The organism is Micromonospora chalcea, assembly GCF_028768405.1.
Taxonomy (GTDB): domain Bacteria; phylum Actinomycetota; class Actinomycetes; order Mycobacteriales; family Micromonosporaceae; genus Micromonospora; species Micromonospora chalcea.
In genome coordinates this window covers 2,381,603-2,398,950 of sequence record NZ_CP118233.1, presented here as the reverse complement: position 1 = coordinate 2,398,950, position 17,348 = coordinate 2,381,603, and the positions used below count along the sequence as shown (strand labels likewise).

The window sequence follows — 17,348 nt, the reverse complement described above, 5'->3', positions numbered from 1 at the left end:
CGTTGTCCCCAGTACGGAGCTCATGATGTCTACGTCCGCAGACAAGGTCGTCGAGGCGCTTCGCGCGTCGCTCAAGGAGACGGGCCGCCTCCGTCAGCTCAACCAGCAGCTGACCGCCGCCGCCAGGGAGCCGATCGCCATCGTCGCGATGTCCTGCCGCTATCCGGGTGGCGTCGCCAGCCCCGAGCAGCTCTGGGACCTGGTGGCCTCCGGCGGCGACGCGATCGGCGGCTTCCCGACGGACCGGGGCTGGGACCTGGACAACCTGTACGACCCGGACGCCGACCGGGCCGGCCGCTCCACCACCCGCGAGGGCGGCTTCCTCTACGACGCGGCCGACTTCGACGCGGAGTTCTTCGGCATCTCGCCGCGCGAGGCCGTGGCGATGGACCCCCAGCAGCGGCTGCTGCTGGAGACGTCGTGGGAGGCGTTCGAACACGCCGGCGTCGCGCCCGCCTCGATGCGGGGGCAGAAGGTCGGCGTCTTCGTCGGCACCGCCGCCAACGGCTACGGCATGGGCCCGCAGAGCGAGACCGAGGGCGCCGACGAGGGCTACCTGCTGACCGGTACGGCCACCAGCGTCGTCTCCGGGCGGATCGCGTACGCCCTCGGCCTGGAGGGCCCCGCGGTCACCGTGGACACCGCCTGCTCGTCGTCGCTGGTCGCCCTGCACCTGGCGTGCCAGGCGCTGCGGCAGGGCGACTTCGACCTGGCCCTGGCCGGCGGCGTGTGCGTCATGGCCACCCCCGGCCCGTTCGTGGGCTTCTCCCGGCAGCGAGGGCTCGCCCCGGACGGCCGCTGCAAGTCGTTCGCCGCCGCCGCCGACGGCACCGGCTGGTCCGAGGGCGTCGGCATCCTGCTGGTGGAGCGGCTGTCGGACGCGCAGCGCAAGGGGCACCCGATCCTCGCCGTGATCCGCGGCAGCGCCGTCAACCAGGACGGCGCGTCCAACGGTCTCACCGCACCCAACGGGCCGGCCCAGCAGCGGGTGATCCGGCAGGCCCTCGCGAACGCGCGGCTGACCACGGCCGACGTGGACGCCGTCGAGGCGCACGGCACCGGCACCGTCCTCGGTGACCCGATCGAGGCGCAGGCCCTGCTGGCCACGTACGGCCAGGGCCGCCCCGCCGACCGGCCGCTGCTGCTCGGCTCGATCAAGTCGAACATCGGCCACAGCCAGTCGGCCGCCGGTGTGGCCGGTGTGATCAAGATGGTGATGGCGATGCGGCACGGGCTCGTGCCGTCCACCCTGCACGTCGACGAGCCGACGCCGAAGGTGGACTGGTCGGCCGGCGAGGTGTCGCTGGTGACCGAGGCGACGCCGTGGCCCGCGACCGACCGTCCCCGCCGGGCGGCCGTGTCGTCGTTCGGGATCTCCGGCACGAACGCGCACACCATCATCGAGGAACCGCCCGCCCCGGACCCCGCCGACCCCGCCGACACCGGGCCGGCCCCGACCGTCGCCCTGCCGGCGGTGCCCGTGCTGCTCTCCGCCCGCTCCGAGGCAGCGCTCAGCGCGCAGGCGGGTCGCTGGGCCCGGTGGCTGGAGGACGACGAGGCCCTGCGCACCGTGGACGTCGGCTGGTCGTCGGTCGTGTCACGCTCCGCGCTGGAGCACCGCGCGGTGCTCACCGCCACCGACCGCGAGGAGCTGCTGGCCGGGCTGCGCGCCCTCGCCACCGGCCAGCCGTCCGGCGCGCTGGTCGCCGGGCAGGCCGCCGACCGGGGTCCGCTCGCGGTGCTCTTCTCCGGTCAGGGCGCGCAGCGTGCCGGCATGGGCCGGGAGTTGTACGCGGAGTTCCCGGTCTTCGCCGCCGCGCTGGACGAGGTGTGCGCACAGTTCGACGCGCTGTTGCCGCGCCCACTCAAGGAGGTGCTGTTCGCACCCGAGGGTTCCGCCGAGGCGGAGCTGCTGGACCGGACGGTGTTCACGCAGGCGGGTCTGTTCGCGGTCGAGGTGGCGTTGTTCCGCCTGGTGGAGTCGTTCGGCGTCGCCCCCGACCTGGTCGGCGGTCACTCGATCGGCGAGGTCACGGCCGCGCATGTGGCGGGGGTGTTGTCGCTGGCGGATGCGTGTGTGTTGGTGGCGGCGCGGGGCCGGTTGATGCAGGCGTTGCCGGCCGGTGGTGGGATGGTGGCCGTCGCGGCGGCCGAGGCCGATGTGCTGGCGACGCTGGACGGCTTGACCGGTGTGGGGGTCGCGGCTGTCAACGGGCCGACGTCGGTGGTGGTCTCCGGTGCGGTGGAGGCGCTCGACGAGGTGGAGCGGGTCTGGCGTGGGCGGGGTGTGCGTACGCGCCGGTTGTCGGTGAGTCATGCGTTCCACAGCCCGTTGATGGAGCCGATGCTGGACGAGTTCCGGGTGGTCCTGGAGGGGTTGACGTTCGAGGCGCCGGCGTTGCCGGTCGTGTCGAACGTGACCGGTGCGCCGGCTGACGTCGACGAGATCCGTAGTCCCGACTACTGGGTGCGGCACGTGCGGGAGGCTGTGCGTTTCGCCGACGGGGTCGCCGCGCTGCGCGCCGCCGGGGTGGACACGTTCCTGGAGATCGGCCCGCGCAGCGTCCTGACCGCGATGGTCGGCGACATCCTGCCCGCCGACGACGGGGTGCTGGCCGTCGCCGCGCAGCGCGCCGACCGCCCCGAGGCGCGGGCCCTGCTCGCCGGCCTCTCCGAGCTGCACGTCAACGGGGTACCCGTCGACTGGGCGGCCCTCTACGCCGGCGCCGGAGCGACCCCGGTCGCCCTGCCCACGTACGCGTTCCAGCGGCAGCGCTACTGGCCCGAGCAGATGCCGGCCTCGGCCACCGGCCCGGTCAGCCCGGACGTGGTGGACGTCGAGTTCTGGTCGGCCGTCGAGCGCTCCGACGTGGCGGCCCTCGCCGCGCAGTTCGGCACCGACGGGGCGGGCGTCCTGGCCCCGGCCCTGCCGGTCCTGTCGTCCTGGCGCAAGGCGCGGCTGCGGGACGCCGTAGTCGACAGCTGGTCGTACCGGGTGGTGTGGAAGCGGACCACCGTCCCCGCACCGCTCACCCCGCCGGGACGCTGGCTGCTCGTGGAGCCCGCCGACGACGCCGCCACGACCGAGTGGGCCGGGGCGCTCGCGGGGGCGCTGAGCGCCGCCGGCGGCGAGGTGTCCCGGCTGGCGGTGGACCCGCTCGCCGAGCGCGACCAGGTGACGTCGCGGCTGGCCGGCGCCGTGGGGGACACCCCGTTCACCGGGATCGTCTCCCTGCTGGGCCTGCTGGAGCGACCCCACCCCGGCCAGCCGGCGGTGCCGCTCGGCACGGCCGCCACGATGACGCTGGTGCAGGCCCTGCACGCCGCCGACGTCGCGGCACCACTGTGGATGCTCACGCGGGGCGCTGTCGGCACCGGCGACACCGACCCGGTGCGCAGCGTCGCCCAGGGCGGGCTGTGGGGCCTGGCCCGGGTCGCCGGGCTGGAACACCCGCAGCTCTGGGGCGGCCTGGTCGACCTGCCGGACGCGCCCGGGCGCGGCGACTGGGACCACGCGGTGGGCGTCCTGACCGGGGGCGGCCACGAGGACCAGGTTGCCGTGCGGCCCTCCGGCGTCTTCGTGCGGCGCCTGGTGCGCGCCACGCCCGCGGCCGTCGGCACCGTCGACCGCTGGCAGCCGTCCGGCACCGTCCTCGTCACCGGCGGCACCGGGGCGCTCGGCGCGCACGTGGCCCGCTGGGCGGCGGCCAACGGCGCCGAGCACCTCGTGCTGACCAGCCGCCGCGGCGAGCACGCCCCCGGGGCGGCCGAGCTGCGCGACGAACTGACCGCGCTCGGCGCCCGGGTGAGCCTGGTCGCCGCCGACATGGCCGACCGCGCCCGCGTCGAGGCGCTGCTGCGCGACGTCGACGCCGACCCGGCGCCCCTGACCGCGGTGGTGCACGCCGCCGGGGTGGGCCAGCTGAACATGCTCGTCGACACCGACCTCGCCGGCCTGGCCGGGGTGCTCGACGGCAAGATCGCCGGCGCCGTGCACCTGGACGAGCTGCTGGGCGACCGACCGCTCGACGCGTTCGTGCTGTTCTCCTCCATCGCCGGAATCTGGGGCAGCGGCGGCCAGGCCGCGTACGCCGCCGGCAACGCCTTCCTCGACGCCCTCGCCGAGCGGCGCCGCGCCCGCGGCCTGACCGCCACCGCCGTGGCGTGGGGCCCCTGGGCCGACGGCGGCATGGCCAGCGGCGAGGGGCAGGAACTGCTGGCCCGCCGTGGCCTCAGCCCCATGTCGCCGGCCCAGGCCGTGTACGCGCTGCGCAGCGCCGTCGGCCGGGCCGGGCCGGCGGTGACCGTGGCGGACGTCGACTGGTCCCTGTTCACCCCGGCGTTCGCCGCCGCCCGCGCCCGCCCCCTGCTCGACGACATCGCCGAGGCGCGCGACGCCCTGCGCGTGGTCGACGCGGAACCGGAGGGGACCGTCGGCGGCGGGCTGCGGCAGCACCTGCTGACGCTGCCCCGCGCCGAGCAGGACCGCCACCTGACCGAGCTCGTACGCACGCACACCGCCGCCGTGCTCGGCCACTCCGGCACCGAACTGGTCAAGGCCAACCGGGCGTTCAAGGAACTCGGCTTCGACTCGCTGACCGCCGTCGAGCTGCGCAACCGGCTCGGCGCCGCCACCGGCCTCACCCTGCCCACCACCCTGGTCTTCGACTACCCGAACCCGGCCGCCCTCGCCGACCACCTGTCGGCGACGCTGCGCCTGCACGAGGTCGAGACCGTCACCGCCTGGGGTCCCGCCGGGCCGGTCGACGACGACCCGATCGTCATCGTCGGCATGAGCTGCCGCTACCCGGGCGGCGTGGCCAACCCGGACGACCTGTGGGAGCTGGTCGCCAGCGGGCGTGACGGCATCAGCGGCTTCCCCGACGACCGCCACTGGGACATGGGCCGGCTGCTGGCCGTCGACGCCGACGGGCAACCCGTCTCACACACCCGCGAGGGCGGCTTCGTCGACGGCGCCACCACATTCGACCCGGGCTTCTTCGGCATCTCGCCGCGCGAGGCCGTCGCCATGGACCCGCAGCAGCGGCTGCTGCTGGAGGCGTCCTGGGAGGCCATGGAGCAGGCCGGCATCGACCCGGAGGAGCTGCGCGGCAGCCGTACCGGCGTCTTCGTGGGCGCCTCCCCGTCGGGCTACGGCACCACCGACACCCCGGCCGAGCTGGCCGGCTACCAGCTCACCGGCGGCGCGCACAGCGTCATCTCGGGCCGGGTGTCGTACACCTTCGGGCTGGAGGGCCCGGCGGTGACGGTCGACACCGCCTGCTCGTCCTCGCTGGTGGCTGTGCACCTGGCCGCCCAGGCGCTGCGCGGCGGCGAATGCGACATGGCGCTGGCAGGCGGCGTCACCGTCATGGTGACGCCCGGCGCCTTCGTCGAGTTCTCCCGCCAGGGCGGCCTCGCCCCGGACGGGCGTTGCAAGTCCTTCGCCGCCGACGCCGACGGCACCGGCTGGTCGGAGGGCGTCGGCGTGCTGCTCGTCCAGCGCCTCTCCGACGCCCGGCGGCAGGGCCGCCAGGTGCTCGCCGTGCTCGCCGGCAGCGCCGTCAACCAGGACGGCGCGTCCAACGGTCTCACCGCACCCAACGGGCCGGCCCAGCAGCGGGTGATCCGGCAGGCCCTGGCGAACGCGCGGCTGACCACGGCCGACGTGGACGCCGTCGAGGCGCACGGCACCGGCACCGTCCTCGGTGACCCGATCGAGGCGCAGGCCCTGCTGGCCACGTACGGCCAGGGCCGCCCCGCCGACCGGCCGCTGCTGCTCGGCTCGATCAAGTCGAACATCGGCCACAGCCAGGCCGCCGCCGGCGTGGCCGGCATGATCAAAATGGTGCAGGCGATGCGGTACGGCCTGCTCCCACGGACCCTGCACCTCGACGAGCCGACCCCCCACGTGGACTGGTCCGCCGGCGCGGTCTCCCTGCTCACCGAGGCGCGCCCCTGGCCGGCGGTGGACCGGCCCCGCCGGGCCGCCGTGTCGTCGTTCGGCATCAGCGGTACGAACGTGCACCTGATCCTGGAGCAGCCGCCCACGCCGACCGACGCGGACGAGCCGGCCGACGGCGACGAGCCGGTCACCGGTGACGAGCCGTCCCGGGTGCCGGCGGTGCTGCCGCTGCTGCTGTCGGCCCGCGACGCGGCCGGGCTGTCGGCGCAGGCCGGCCGCTGGGCGCAGTGGCTCGGCGGCACCGGGGCCCCGCGCCCGCTCGACGTGGCGTGGTCGTCGGTGGCGTCGCGTTCCGTACTGGAGCACCGGGCCGTCGTGTGCGGGACGAGCCGGGACGAACTGCTGGCGGGCCTCGAAGCCGTGTCGGCGGGTGAGGTCTCGGCCGGCGTGCTCACCGGCCCGGGCGGCCAGCGCGGCCAGTTGGCGCTGCTGTTCTCGGGTCAGGGTGCGCAGCGCGCCGGGATGGGTCGGGAGTTGTCCGCCCTGTTCCCGGTGTTCGCCGCCGCGTTGGACGAGGTGTGCAGTCACCTGGATCCGTTGTTGCCGCGTCCGCTCAAGGAGGTGCTGTTCGCTGAGGCGGGTTCCGCCGAGGCGGGGTTGCTGGACCAGACCGTGTTCACGCAGGCGGGGTTGTTCGCGGTCGAGGTGGCGCTGTTCCGTCTGGTGGAGTCGTTCGGGATCGTGCCGGACATGCTGGCCGGTCACTCGATCGGTGAGGTGACGGCTGCGCATGTCGCGGGCGTGTTGTCCCTGGCCGACGCGTGCCAGTTCGTCGCCGCGCGGGGTCGGTTGATGCAGGCGCTGCCGGCCGGTGGCGGGATGCTGGCGGTGGCCGCCGACGAGGCGGCGGTGGTGGAGTCGATCGCGAGGCTGACCGACCGGGTCGGCATCGCGGCCGTCAACGGGCCTGCCGCCGTCGTCGTCTCCGGTGCCGTCGAGGCCCTCGACGAGGTGGAGCGGCACTGGCGCGACCGGGGCGTGCGCACTCGCCGGCTGACGGTGAGCCACGCGTTCCACAGTCCGTTGATGGAGCCGATGCTGGCCGAGTTCCGCGCGGTCCTGCACGGCCTCACGTTTGCCACGCCGTTGTTGCCGGTGGTGTCGAACGTGACCGGTGCCCTGGCCGGCGATGAGATCCGCATGCCGGAGTATTGGGTGCGGCATGTGCGCGAGGCGGTGCGGTTCGCCGACGGGATCGCCGCTGTGCGGGCTGCTGGTGTGGACACGTTCCTGGAGGTCGGGCCGCAGAGCGTCCTGACCGCGATGACCGCCGACGTGCTGCCTGACGACGACGGTGTGCTGGCGTTGGCTGTGCAGCGCCGTGACCGTTCGGAGGCGCACGCGCTGCTGCACGCCCTGGCGGAGCTGCACGTACACGGGATGCCGGTGACCTGGACGCAGTGGTTCGCCGAGACCGGCGCACGGCGAGTCGACCTGCCCACGTACGCCTTCCAGCGGGAGCGGTACTGGCTGCCGCCCACCGGCCAGTCCGCCGACGTCTCCGGGGCCGGCCTCGGCGTGGCGCGGCACCCGCTGCTCGGCGCGGCGGTGTCGGTCGCCGGCGAGGACATGGTGGTGCTGACCGGCCGGCTGTCGGTGTCGACGCACCCGTGGCTCGCCGACCACATCGTCTCCGGCGCCGTGGTGGTGCCGGGCACCGCGCTGGTGGACCTCGTCGTCCGCGCGGGCGACGAGGTCGGCGCGTCCCGCGTCCGCGAGCTGACCGTCCTCGCCCCGCTCGTGCTGCCCGCCACCGGCGGCGGGGTACGGGTCCAGGTCCGGGTCGGTCCCGTCGATGGAACCGGCAGCCGCTCGGTGACCGTGCACTCCCAGCCCGAGGACGACTCCGAGTCGGGCTGGACCCGGCACGCCGACGGCCTCGTCGGCGTCCCCACTGCCGACGAGCCCACCCCGGGCGCCTGGCCGCCACCCGGCGCGTCCGAGGTGGACGTCACCGGCTGGTACGCGACGGTCGCCGAGCACGGGCTCGCGTACGGGCCGGTCTTCCGGGGCCTGCGCCGGGCGTGGACCGCCGACGGCGAGGTGTTCGCCGAGGTCGCCCTCCCCGACGAGGTCACCGGTGACCCGGCGGGCTTCGGGGTGCACCCGGCGTTGCTGGACGCCGCCCTGCACCCCGTCGGGCTGCTGCCCGCCGACCAGTCGGGCGGCGGTCCCCGGGTGCCGTTCGCGTTCGAGGGTGTGCAGGTCCACGCCGTCGGCGCCCGGACGCTCCGGGTCCGCCTCACCGCCTCCGGCAACTCGGTGCGGCTGGTCGCCGCCGACGAGACGGGCGTGCCCGTGGTGTCGGTGGACTCGCTGGCACTGCGCGAGATGACCGGCCTGGCGGCCGCGCCGGACGAGGCGTACCGATCCCTGTTCGAGGTCTCCTGGCAGCCCGAGCAGATCGCCGCGCCCGACGGCGCGTACGGCTGGGCCGTGCTCGGTGACCGCCCGCTCGACGGCGCGCCGCAGCTCCCGGCGTACGCCGACGTCGCCGCTCTGACCACGGCGGCGACGGACGGCACCGCCCCGGCGGCGCTGCTGCTACCCGTCACCCCGGCGACCTCCGGGACGGACGTGCCCGACGCGGTGCGCTCCGCCACGACGGACGTCCTCGGCGCGGTGCAGGCGTGGCTGGCGGCCGAGCCGCTGGCGGACTCGCGGCTGGTCGTCGTGACCCGCGGCGCCGTGACCACCGGCGCCGACGACCGCGTGAGCGACCTGGCGGGGGCGGCGGTCTGGGGCCTGCTGCGCTCGGCCCAGTCGGAGCACCCCGGCCGGCTCGTGCTGGCCGACCTGGAACCCGGCGCCGACCTGGACGCCGACCTGCTGGCCCTGCTCGCCGCAGCCGCCGACGACCCCGACCTCGGCGGGCAGGTCGCGGTGCGTTCGGGTACGGCGTACCTGCCGCGGCTGGTCCGCGCCACGGGCGCCGCGCGGACCCCGGCGACCCTCGGCGGGGGAACCGTCCTCGTCACCGGCGGCACCGGATCGCTGGGCGCCCTGGTGTCCGAACACCTCGTCACCGCCTACGGCGTGCGTTCGCTGGTGCTGGCGTCCCGGCAGGGCCCGGGGGCCCCCGGAGCCGACGAGCTGGTGCGGCGGCTGGCCGCGCTGGGCGCGACCGCCCGCGTGGTCGCCACGGACGTGACCGACCGTGAGCGCGTCGACGAGCTGGTCCGGTCCATCACCGCCGACGACCGCCTGGCCGGGGTGGTCCACACCGCCGGCGTCCTCGACGACGGCATCGTCAGCGGGATCACCGCCGACCGGCTGGCGGACGTGCTGGCCCCGAAGGTCACGGCGGGCTGGTGGCTGCACGAGGCGACCGCCGAGCTGGACCTCGACCTGTTCGTGCTCTTCTCCTCCGTCGCCGGGGTGCTCGGCTCTCCCGGCCAGGCCGCGTACGCGGCCGGCAACGCCTTCCTGGACGCCCTCGCCGTGCTGCGGGCGCAGCGCGGGCTGCCCGCCGTCAGCCTCGCGTGGGGCATGTGGGACACCGACGGCATGGCCGCGTCGATCAACGACACCGACCGGGCGCGGGTGACCCGGGCCGGTCTGGTCCCGATGACCGCCCCGGTCGGGCTCGGGCTGTGGGACGCCGCCCTGACCCACGGCGGCGCGGCGCTGGTGCCGGCCGTTGTCGACCTGCCCGCCATGCGGGCACGGACCGCCGCCGGCCGGGTGCCGGTGATGCTGCGGGGCCTGGTGGGACCGGCCGCGAAGCGTCGCCGCTCCGGCACCGGCGCGTGGGCCGACCGGCTGGCCGGCCTCGACCCGCAGGAGGCGCGTACGCAGGTGGCCCTGCTGGTGCGCGGGATGATCGCGCAGGTGCTCGGCCACGGCGGCGCCGAGGCGGTGCCGGCGGACCGGGCGTTCCGGGAACTGGGCTTCGACTCGCTGACCGCCGTCGAGCTGCGCAACCGGATCAACAGCGCGAGCGGACTGCGGCTCACGTCGACGCTCGTCTTCGACTACCCGACCCCCGCTGCCCTGTCGGAGCACCTGTACGAGCAGCTGTCCGGCCAGGTCGCCGAGCAGCAGCGGGCCGTGCGGGCGACAAACGTCGACGAGCCGATCGCCATCGTGGGCATGGCCTGCCGCTACCCGGGCGGCGTGACGAACCCGCAGCAGCTGTGGGACCTGGTCGCCGCCGGCGCCGACGGTATCGGCGAGTTCCCCACCGACCGGGGCTGGGACCTCGACCGGCTCTTCCACCCCGACCCGGACAACCCCGGGACGTCGTACACCCGCCACGGTGGCTTCCTGTACGGGGCCGCCGAGTTCGACCCGGACTTCTTCGGCATCTCGCCGCGCGAGGCGATCGCCATGGACCCGCAGCAGCGACTGCTGCTGGAGGCGTCCTGGGAGACGTTCGAGTCGGCCGGCCTCGACCCGTCGCGGCTACGTGGCAGCCGGACCGGCGTCTTCGCCGGGCTCATGTACCACGACTACGCCTCCGGCGTGCAGGACCTGCCCGAGGGCGTGGGCGGCTACCTCGGCACCGGCACCTCCGGCAGCGTGCTGTCCGGCCGGGTCGCGTACACCTTCGGCCTCGAAGGCCCGGCCGTCACTGTCGACACGGCGTGTTCGTCGTCGCTGGTGGCGTTGCACCTCGCGGTGCAGGCACTGCGCGGCGGCGAGTGCGACCTCGCGCTCGCCGGTGGTGTGACGGTGATGGCGACGCCGGGCACGTTCATCGAGTTCTCCCGCCAGCGGGGCCTGTCGCAGGACGGTCGCTGCAAGTCGTTCGCGGCGTCGGCCGACGGCACGGGCTGGTCCGAGGGCGTGGGCGTGCTGCTGGTGCAGCGCCTGTCGGACGCGCAGCGGGAGGGCCGGCGGATCCTGGCGGTGGTACGGGGCAGCGCCGTGAACCAGGACGGTGCGTCGAACGGGCTGACGGCCCCCAACGGCCCGTCGCAGCAGCGGGTCATCCGGCAGGCCCTGGCGAACGCCCGGCTCACCACGGCCGACGTGGACGCCGTCGAGGCGCACGGCACCGGCACGACCCTGGGTGACCCGATCGAGGCGCAGGCCCTGCTGGCCACGTACGGGCAGGACCGGCCCGCCGACCGGCCGCTCTGGCTGGGGTCGATCAAGTCGAACATCGGCCACACCCAGGCCGCCGCCGGGGCGGCCGGCATCATCAAGATGATCATGGCGATGCGGCACGGGGTGCTGCCGTCGACGCTGCACGTCGACGAGCCGTCCCCGCACATCGAGTGGAGCGCCGGGGCGGTCTCCCTGCTCACCGAGGCCCGCGACTGGCCCGCGGCGGGCCGGCCCCGTCGCGCCGCGATCTCGTCGTTCGGCGTCAGCGGCACCAACGCGCACGTGATCATCGAGCAGCCCCCCGCCGAAGCGGAGCCCACCCGGGGCGAGCACGCGCCGACGCCCGCCGCCGGGTCGCTGCCGGCCCCCGTGCTGCTCTCGGCCCGCTCCGAGGCCGCCGTCGCGGCGCAGGCCGACCGCTGGGCCCGCTGGATCGCCGACGACGAGAAACTGCGCCCCGCCGACGTCGGCTGGTCGTCGACAGTCAGCCGGGCCGTGCTGGAGCACCGTGCGGTGGTCACCGCGACGGGCCGGGACGAACTGCTGGCCGGGCTGCGGGCGCTCGCCGCCGGTGAGCCGGCCGCCGCCGTGGCAACGGGGACCGGCACGACGCGTACGCAGCTGGCCGTGCTCTTCTCCGGCCAGGGTGCGCAGCGTGCCGGGATGGGCCGGGAGTTGTCCGCCCTGTTCCCCGTGTTCGCGACCGCGCTGGACGAGGTGTCTGCGCAGCTGGATCCGTTGTTGCCGTGTCCGTTGCGGGAGGTGCTGTTCGCTGAGGCGGGTTCCGCTGAGGCGGGGTTGCTGGATCAGACGGTGTTCACGCAGGCGGGGTTGTTCGCGGTCGAGGTGGCGCTGTTCCGTCTGGTGGAGTCGTTCGGGGTCGTGCCCGACGTGGTGGCTGGTCACTCGATCGGTGAGGTGACGGCGGCGTACGTGGCCGGGGTGTTGTCCCTGGCCGACGCGTGCGTTCTCGTGGCCGCGCGGGGTGGGTTGATGCAGGCGCTGCCGACGGGCGGCGGCATGCTGGCCGTGGCCGCCGACGAGGCTGCGGTGGCGGAGTCGATCGTCGGGATAACCGGCCGGGTCGGTGTCGCGGCCGTCAACGGGCCTGCCTCCGTCGTCGTCTCCGGTGCCGTCGAGGCCCTGGACGAGGTGGAGCGGGTCTGGCGCGAGCGGGGCGTGCGGACCCGTCGGCTCACTGTCAGCCATGCGTTCCACAGTCCGCTGATGGAGCCGATGCTCGACGAGTTCCGCGCCGTCCTGGCGGGGCTGGCGTTCCGGGCGCCGCTGCTGCCGGTGGTGTCGAACCTAACCGGCGCGCTCGCCGACCCGCAGGAGATCACCCGCGCCGAGTACTGGGTGCGGCACGTGCGGGAGGCCGTCCGCTACGCCGACGGCATCGCCGCCCTGCGGGCCACCGGGGTCGACACCTTCCTGGAGATCGGCCCGCAGAGCGTCCTGACCGCCATGAACGCCGACCTGCTCGCCGATGACGCGCTGGCGGTGGCCGTCCAGCGTCGGGACCGGCCCGCCCCGCAGGCACTGCTGCACGCCCTCGCCGACCTGCACGTCCACGGTGTCCCGGTGACCTGGACGCAGTGGTTCACCGACGCCGGCGCCGCCCGGGTCGACCTGCCCACGTACGCCTTCCAGCACCAGCGGTACTGGCTCGGCGCGGGCCAGACGCGTACCGCCGACGTGTCCGGGGCGGGCCTCGGCGTCGCCGGGCACCCGCTGCTCGGCGCGGCGGTCTCCGTGGCCGGCGAGGACATGGTGGTGCTGACCGGCCGCCTGTCGACGTCGACGCACGCGTGGCTCGCCGACCACGTCGTCTCCGGCGCGGTGATCGTGCCGGGCGCTGCCCTGGTGGAGTTGGCGGTGCGGGCGGGTGACGAGGTGGGTGCGTCGCGGGTGCGGGAGCTGACCGTGGCCGCGCCGCTGGTGCTGCCGGAGTCCGGCGCGGTGCGGGTGCAGGTGCGCGTCGGCGCGGCCGACGAGACCGGCACCCGGGTCGTGGCGGTGCACTCGCAGTCCGAGGGTGATCCGGAGGCTGACTGGGTGCGGCATGCGGAGGGCGTGCTGGAGCCGGCGTCGGCCGACGAGCCGCGCGTGGGGGAGTGGCCGCCAGTCGGTGCGTCCGAGGTGGACGTGGCGGGCTGGTATCCGGTGCTTGCGGAGCGTGGCCTGGCATACGGGCCGGTGTTCCGGGGGCTGCGCCGGGTGTGGACGGGCGGCGACGAGCTGTTCGCCGAGGTGGCGTTGCCGGATGAGGTGGCGACGGAGGCGGCGCGCTTCGGTGTGCACCCGGCACTGCTGGATGCGGCGCTGCATCCGATCGGACTGCTGGTGGGTGCGGAGGATTCGGGTGGGCCGCGGGTGCCGTTCGCGTTCGAGGGTGTGCAGGTGTATGCCTCGGGCGCGCGGGTGCTGCGGGTGCGGCTCACGCGTGCGGGCTCGGCGGTGCGCCTGGTCGCGTGCGACGAGTCGGGCGCGGCAGTGGTCTCGGTCGACTCCCTCGCCCTGCGCGAGCTGACCGGCGTGACCACGGCGGGCGCGGCAGCCCGCGCGATGTTCGAACTCACCTGGCAGGCCGAGGAGATCGCCGCCACCGGGGACCTCTCCGGGTGGGCGCTGGTCGGCTCGCCGGCAACCGCCGACCTGCCGGCGTACGGCGACGTCGAGGCGCTCGTCGCGGCGGTCGACGCCGGCCGGACGGTCGCACCGAGGGCGCTGCTGCTGCCGCTCGACGCGCCGGAGCGCGCCGTCCCCGACGCGGTACGCGCGGCGACCACGGCCGTGCTGGCGACCGTGCGGTCCTGGCTGGCGGCGGACGCGCTGGCGGAGTCGCGGCTGGTGGTGGTGACCCGGGGCGCGGTGTCGGTGGCGGCGGACGACCGGGTGTCCGACCTGGCGAGCGCGGCGGTGTGGGGTCTGCTGCGTTCGGCGCAGTCGGAGCACCCGGGCCGCATCGTGCTGGCGGACGTGGACGGCGACGTGGACGCCGGGCTGCTGGGTGTGCTGACCACGGTGGCCGACGAGCCGGTGGCGTTCGGTGGTCAGGTCGCGGTGCGTGCGGGTGAGGTGTTCGTGCCGCGTCTGGTGCGTGCGGTCGCCCCGGCGTCGGTGGAGACGCCGGTCGTGGGTGACGGTGCGGTGCTGGTGACCGGTGGTACGGGTGCGCTCGGGGCGTTGGTGGCGGAGCATCTGGTGTCGGCGCATGGTGTGCGGTCGCTGGTGCTGGTGTCGCGGCGTGGTCCGGAAGCCGCCGGTGCGGGCGAGCTGTCGGAGCGGCTGTCGGCGCTGGGTGCGTCGGTGCGGGTCGTTGCCTGTGACGTGACGGACCGGGACCAGGTGTTCGGTCTGGTGGCGGAGGTCGTTGCCGGGGGTCGGCTGGCGGGTGTGGTGCACACCGCTGGTGTGTTGGATGACGGTGTCGTGGAGGGGCTGACGGCGGAGCGGCTGGCGGGGGTGTTGGCGCCGAAGGCGTCGGCGGGTTGGTTCCTGCATGAGGCGACGGCGTCGCTGGATCTCGACTTGTTCGTGGTGTTCTCGTCGGTTGCTGGTGTGTTGGGTTCGCCGGGTCAGTCGGCGTATGCGGCGGGCAACGCCTTCCTCGACGGGCTTGCGGTCCACCGGCGGCAGCTCGGGTTGCCTGCGGTGAGTCTGGCGTGGGGGATGTGGGACACGGCAGGCATGGCCGCCTCGATCGACGAGGCGGACCGGGCGCGGTCCGCGCGGGCGGGTCTGACGCCGATGAGCGCCGAGATCGGGTTGGAGCTGTTCGACGCCGCCCTGGTGGCGGAGCGGCCGACGTTGGTGCCGGCCGTGATCGACGTACCGGCGATGCGCGCAGCGCTCGGCGCCGGCCCGGCGCCGGCCGTGCTGCGTACCCTGATCGGGTCGACGGCGGCCCGGCGACGGGCCGCGCGGAGCGGCGACTGGGCCAACCAGCTCGCGGGCCTGGCGCCCGACGAGGCGCGCGCCCAGATCGACGTGCTGGTGCGCGGTCTGGTCGCGCAGGTGTTGGGGCACGGTGGTGCGGAGTCGGTGCCGGCGGATCGGGCGTTCCGGGAGCTGGGCTTCGACTCGCTGACGGCGGTGGACCTGCGTAACCGGTTGAACGCGGCCACCGGGCTGCGGCTGGCCTCGACGCTGGTGTTCGACTATCCGACCCCGGCCGTGCTCGCCGACCACCTGCACGAGCAGGTCTCCGGGCAGATCACCGCCCGCCAGACGGCGGTGCTCACCGCCGGCACCGACGAGCCGATCGCGATCGTGGGCATGGCCTGCCGCTACCCCGGTGGCGTCGACAGTCCCGACCAGCTGTGGGCGTTGCTGGCCGGCGGCGGCGACGGGATCTCGGAGTTCCCCACCGATCGCGGCTGGGACCTGGAGAGCCTGTTCGACCCGGACCCGGAGCACAGCGGTACGTCGTACACGCGCCATGGTGGTTTCCTGTACGGGGCGGCGGAGTTCGACCCGGGCTTCTTCGGTATCTCGCCGCGTGAGGCCCTGGCGATGGATCCGCAGCAGCGGTTGCTGTTGGAGGCGTCGTGGGAGTCGTTCGAGTCGGCGGGGCTTGATCCGCAGCGGTTGCGGGGCAGCCGGACGGGTGTGTTCGCCGGCGTCATGTACCACGACTACGCCTCCCGCCTGATGGACCTGCCGCCGGACGCCGAGGGCTTCGTCGGCACGGGCACGTCGGGCAGCGTGCTGTCCGGTCGGGTCGCCTACACCTTCGGGCTCGAGGGCCCGGCGGTCACCGTCGACACCGCTTGTTCTTCCAGCCTCGTCGCGCTGCACCTCGCCGCGCAGGCGTTGCGTTCCGGCGAGTGTGATCTGGCGTTGGCCGGTGGTGTGACGGTGATGGCGACGCCGGGGACGTTCATCGAGTTCTCCCGTCAGCGCGGGCTGTCGCAGGATGGTCGCTGCAAGTCGTTCGCGGCGTCCGCCGACGGCACCGGCTGGTCCGAGGGCGTCGGCGTGCTGCTCGTGGAGCGGCTGTCGGACGCGCGGCGCAACGGGCACCGCGTGCTGGCGGTGGTGCGGGGCAGCGCCGTGAACCAGGACGGTGCGTCGAACGGCTTGACGGCGCCCAACGGCCCGTCGCAGCAGCGGGTGATCCGGCAGGCGTTGGCGAACGCGCGGCTCACCACCGCCGAGGTGGATGTGGTGGAGGCGCACGGTACGGGTACGACGCTGGGTGACCCGATCGAGGCGCAGGCGTTGTTGGCGACGTACGGGCAGGAGCGTCCGCAGGATCGGCCGCTGCTGCTCGGGTCGGTGAAGTCGAACATCGGGCATGCGCAGGCGGCTGCGGGTGTGGCTGGTGTGATCAAGATGGTCATGGCGATGCGGCACGGTCTGGTGCCGGCGACGTTGCATGTGGACGAGGCGTCGCCGCATGTCGACTGGTCGGCGGGAGCGGTGGCCCTGGCCACCGAGCCCACCCCGTGGCCGCGGGTGGACCGGCCGCGTCGGGCGGCGGTGTCGTCGTTCGGGATCTCCGGCACGAACGCGCATGTGATCATCGAGCAGCCGCCTGCCGAGGTGGTTGAGGGTGAGGTCGTCGCCCGCGACGTGCCGCCGGTCGTGCCGGTGCTGCTGTCGGCCCGCGACGCCGCCGCGCTGTCGGCGCAGGCGGGCCGGTGGGCGCGCTGGCTGGCCGCCGACGAGGCCCCGCGTCCGCTGGACATGGCCTGGTCCTCCGTCACCACCCGGCCCGCGCTGGAACACCGGGCGGTCGTCACCGCCGCCGACCGGGACGACCTGGTCGCGGCGTTGACCGCCCTCGCCGACGGCGACCCCACCGGTACGGTCGTCTCCGGCGCCACCGGCCAGCGCGGCCAGCTCGCGCTGCTGTTCTCGGGTCAGGGTGCGCAGCGCGCCGGGATGGGCCGGGAGTTGTCCGCTCTGTTCCCGGTGTTCGCCGCCGCGCTGGACGAGGTGTGTGCGCAGCTCGATCCGCTGCTGCCGCGTCCGCTCAAGGACGTGCTGTTCGCGTCGTCGGGGTCCGCCGAGGCGGAGTTGCTGGACCAGACGGTGTTCACGCAGGCCGGGTTGTTCGCGGTCGAGGTGGCGCTGTTCCGTCTGGTGGAGTCGTTCGGGATCGTGCCGGACATGCTGGCCGGTCACTCGATCGGTGAGGTGACCGCGGCGCATGTCGCGGGCGTGTTGTCCCTGGCCGACGCGTGCCAGCTCGTCGCCGCGCGGGGTCGGCTGATGCAGGCGCTGCCGACCGGTGGCGGGATGCTGGCCGTTGCCGCCGACGAGGCTGCGGTGGCGGAGTCGCTCGCCGGGATGACCGACCGCCTCGGTATCGCGGCCGTCA

At 74.8% G+C, this 17,348-nt stretch carries 1 protein-coding gene (cut by a window edge); it reads left to right on the top strand.

The window, feature by feature from the left end; genetic code table 11:
- The first annotated feature begins 25 nt into the window (after nt 1–25).
- Nucleotides 26–17,348, top strand: the 5' portion of a protein-coding gene (locus PVK74_RS10345) for a type I polyketide synthase (protein WP_274478943.1). 12,494 nt of this gene lie beyond the right edge of the window; the window shows 17,323 of its 29,817 coding nt (coding positions 1–17,323); it begins with the start codon at nt 26–28; the stop codon falls past the right edge of the window.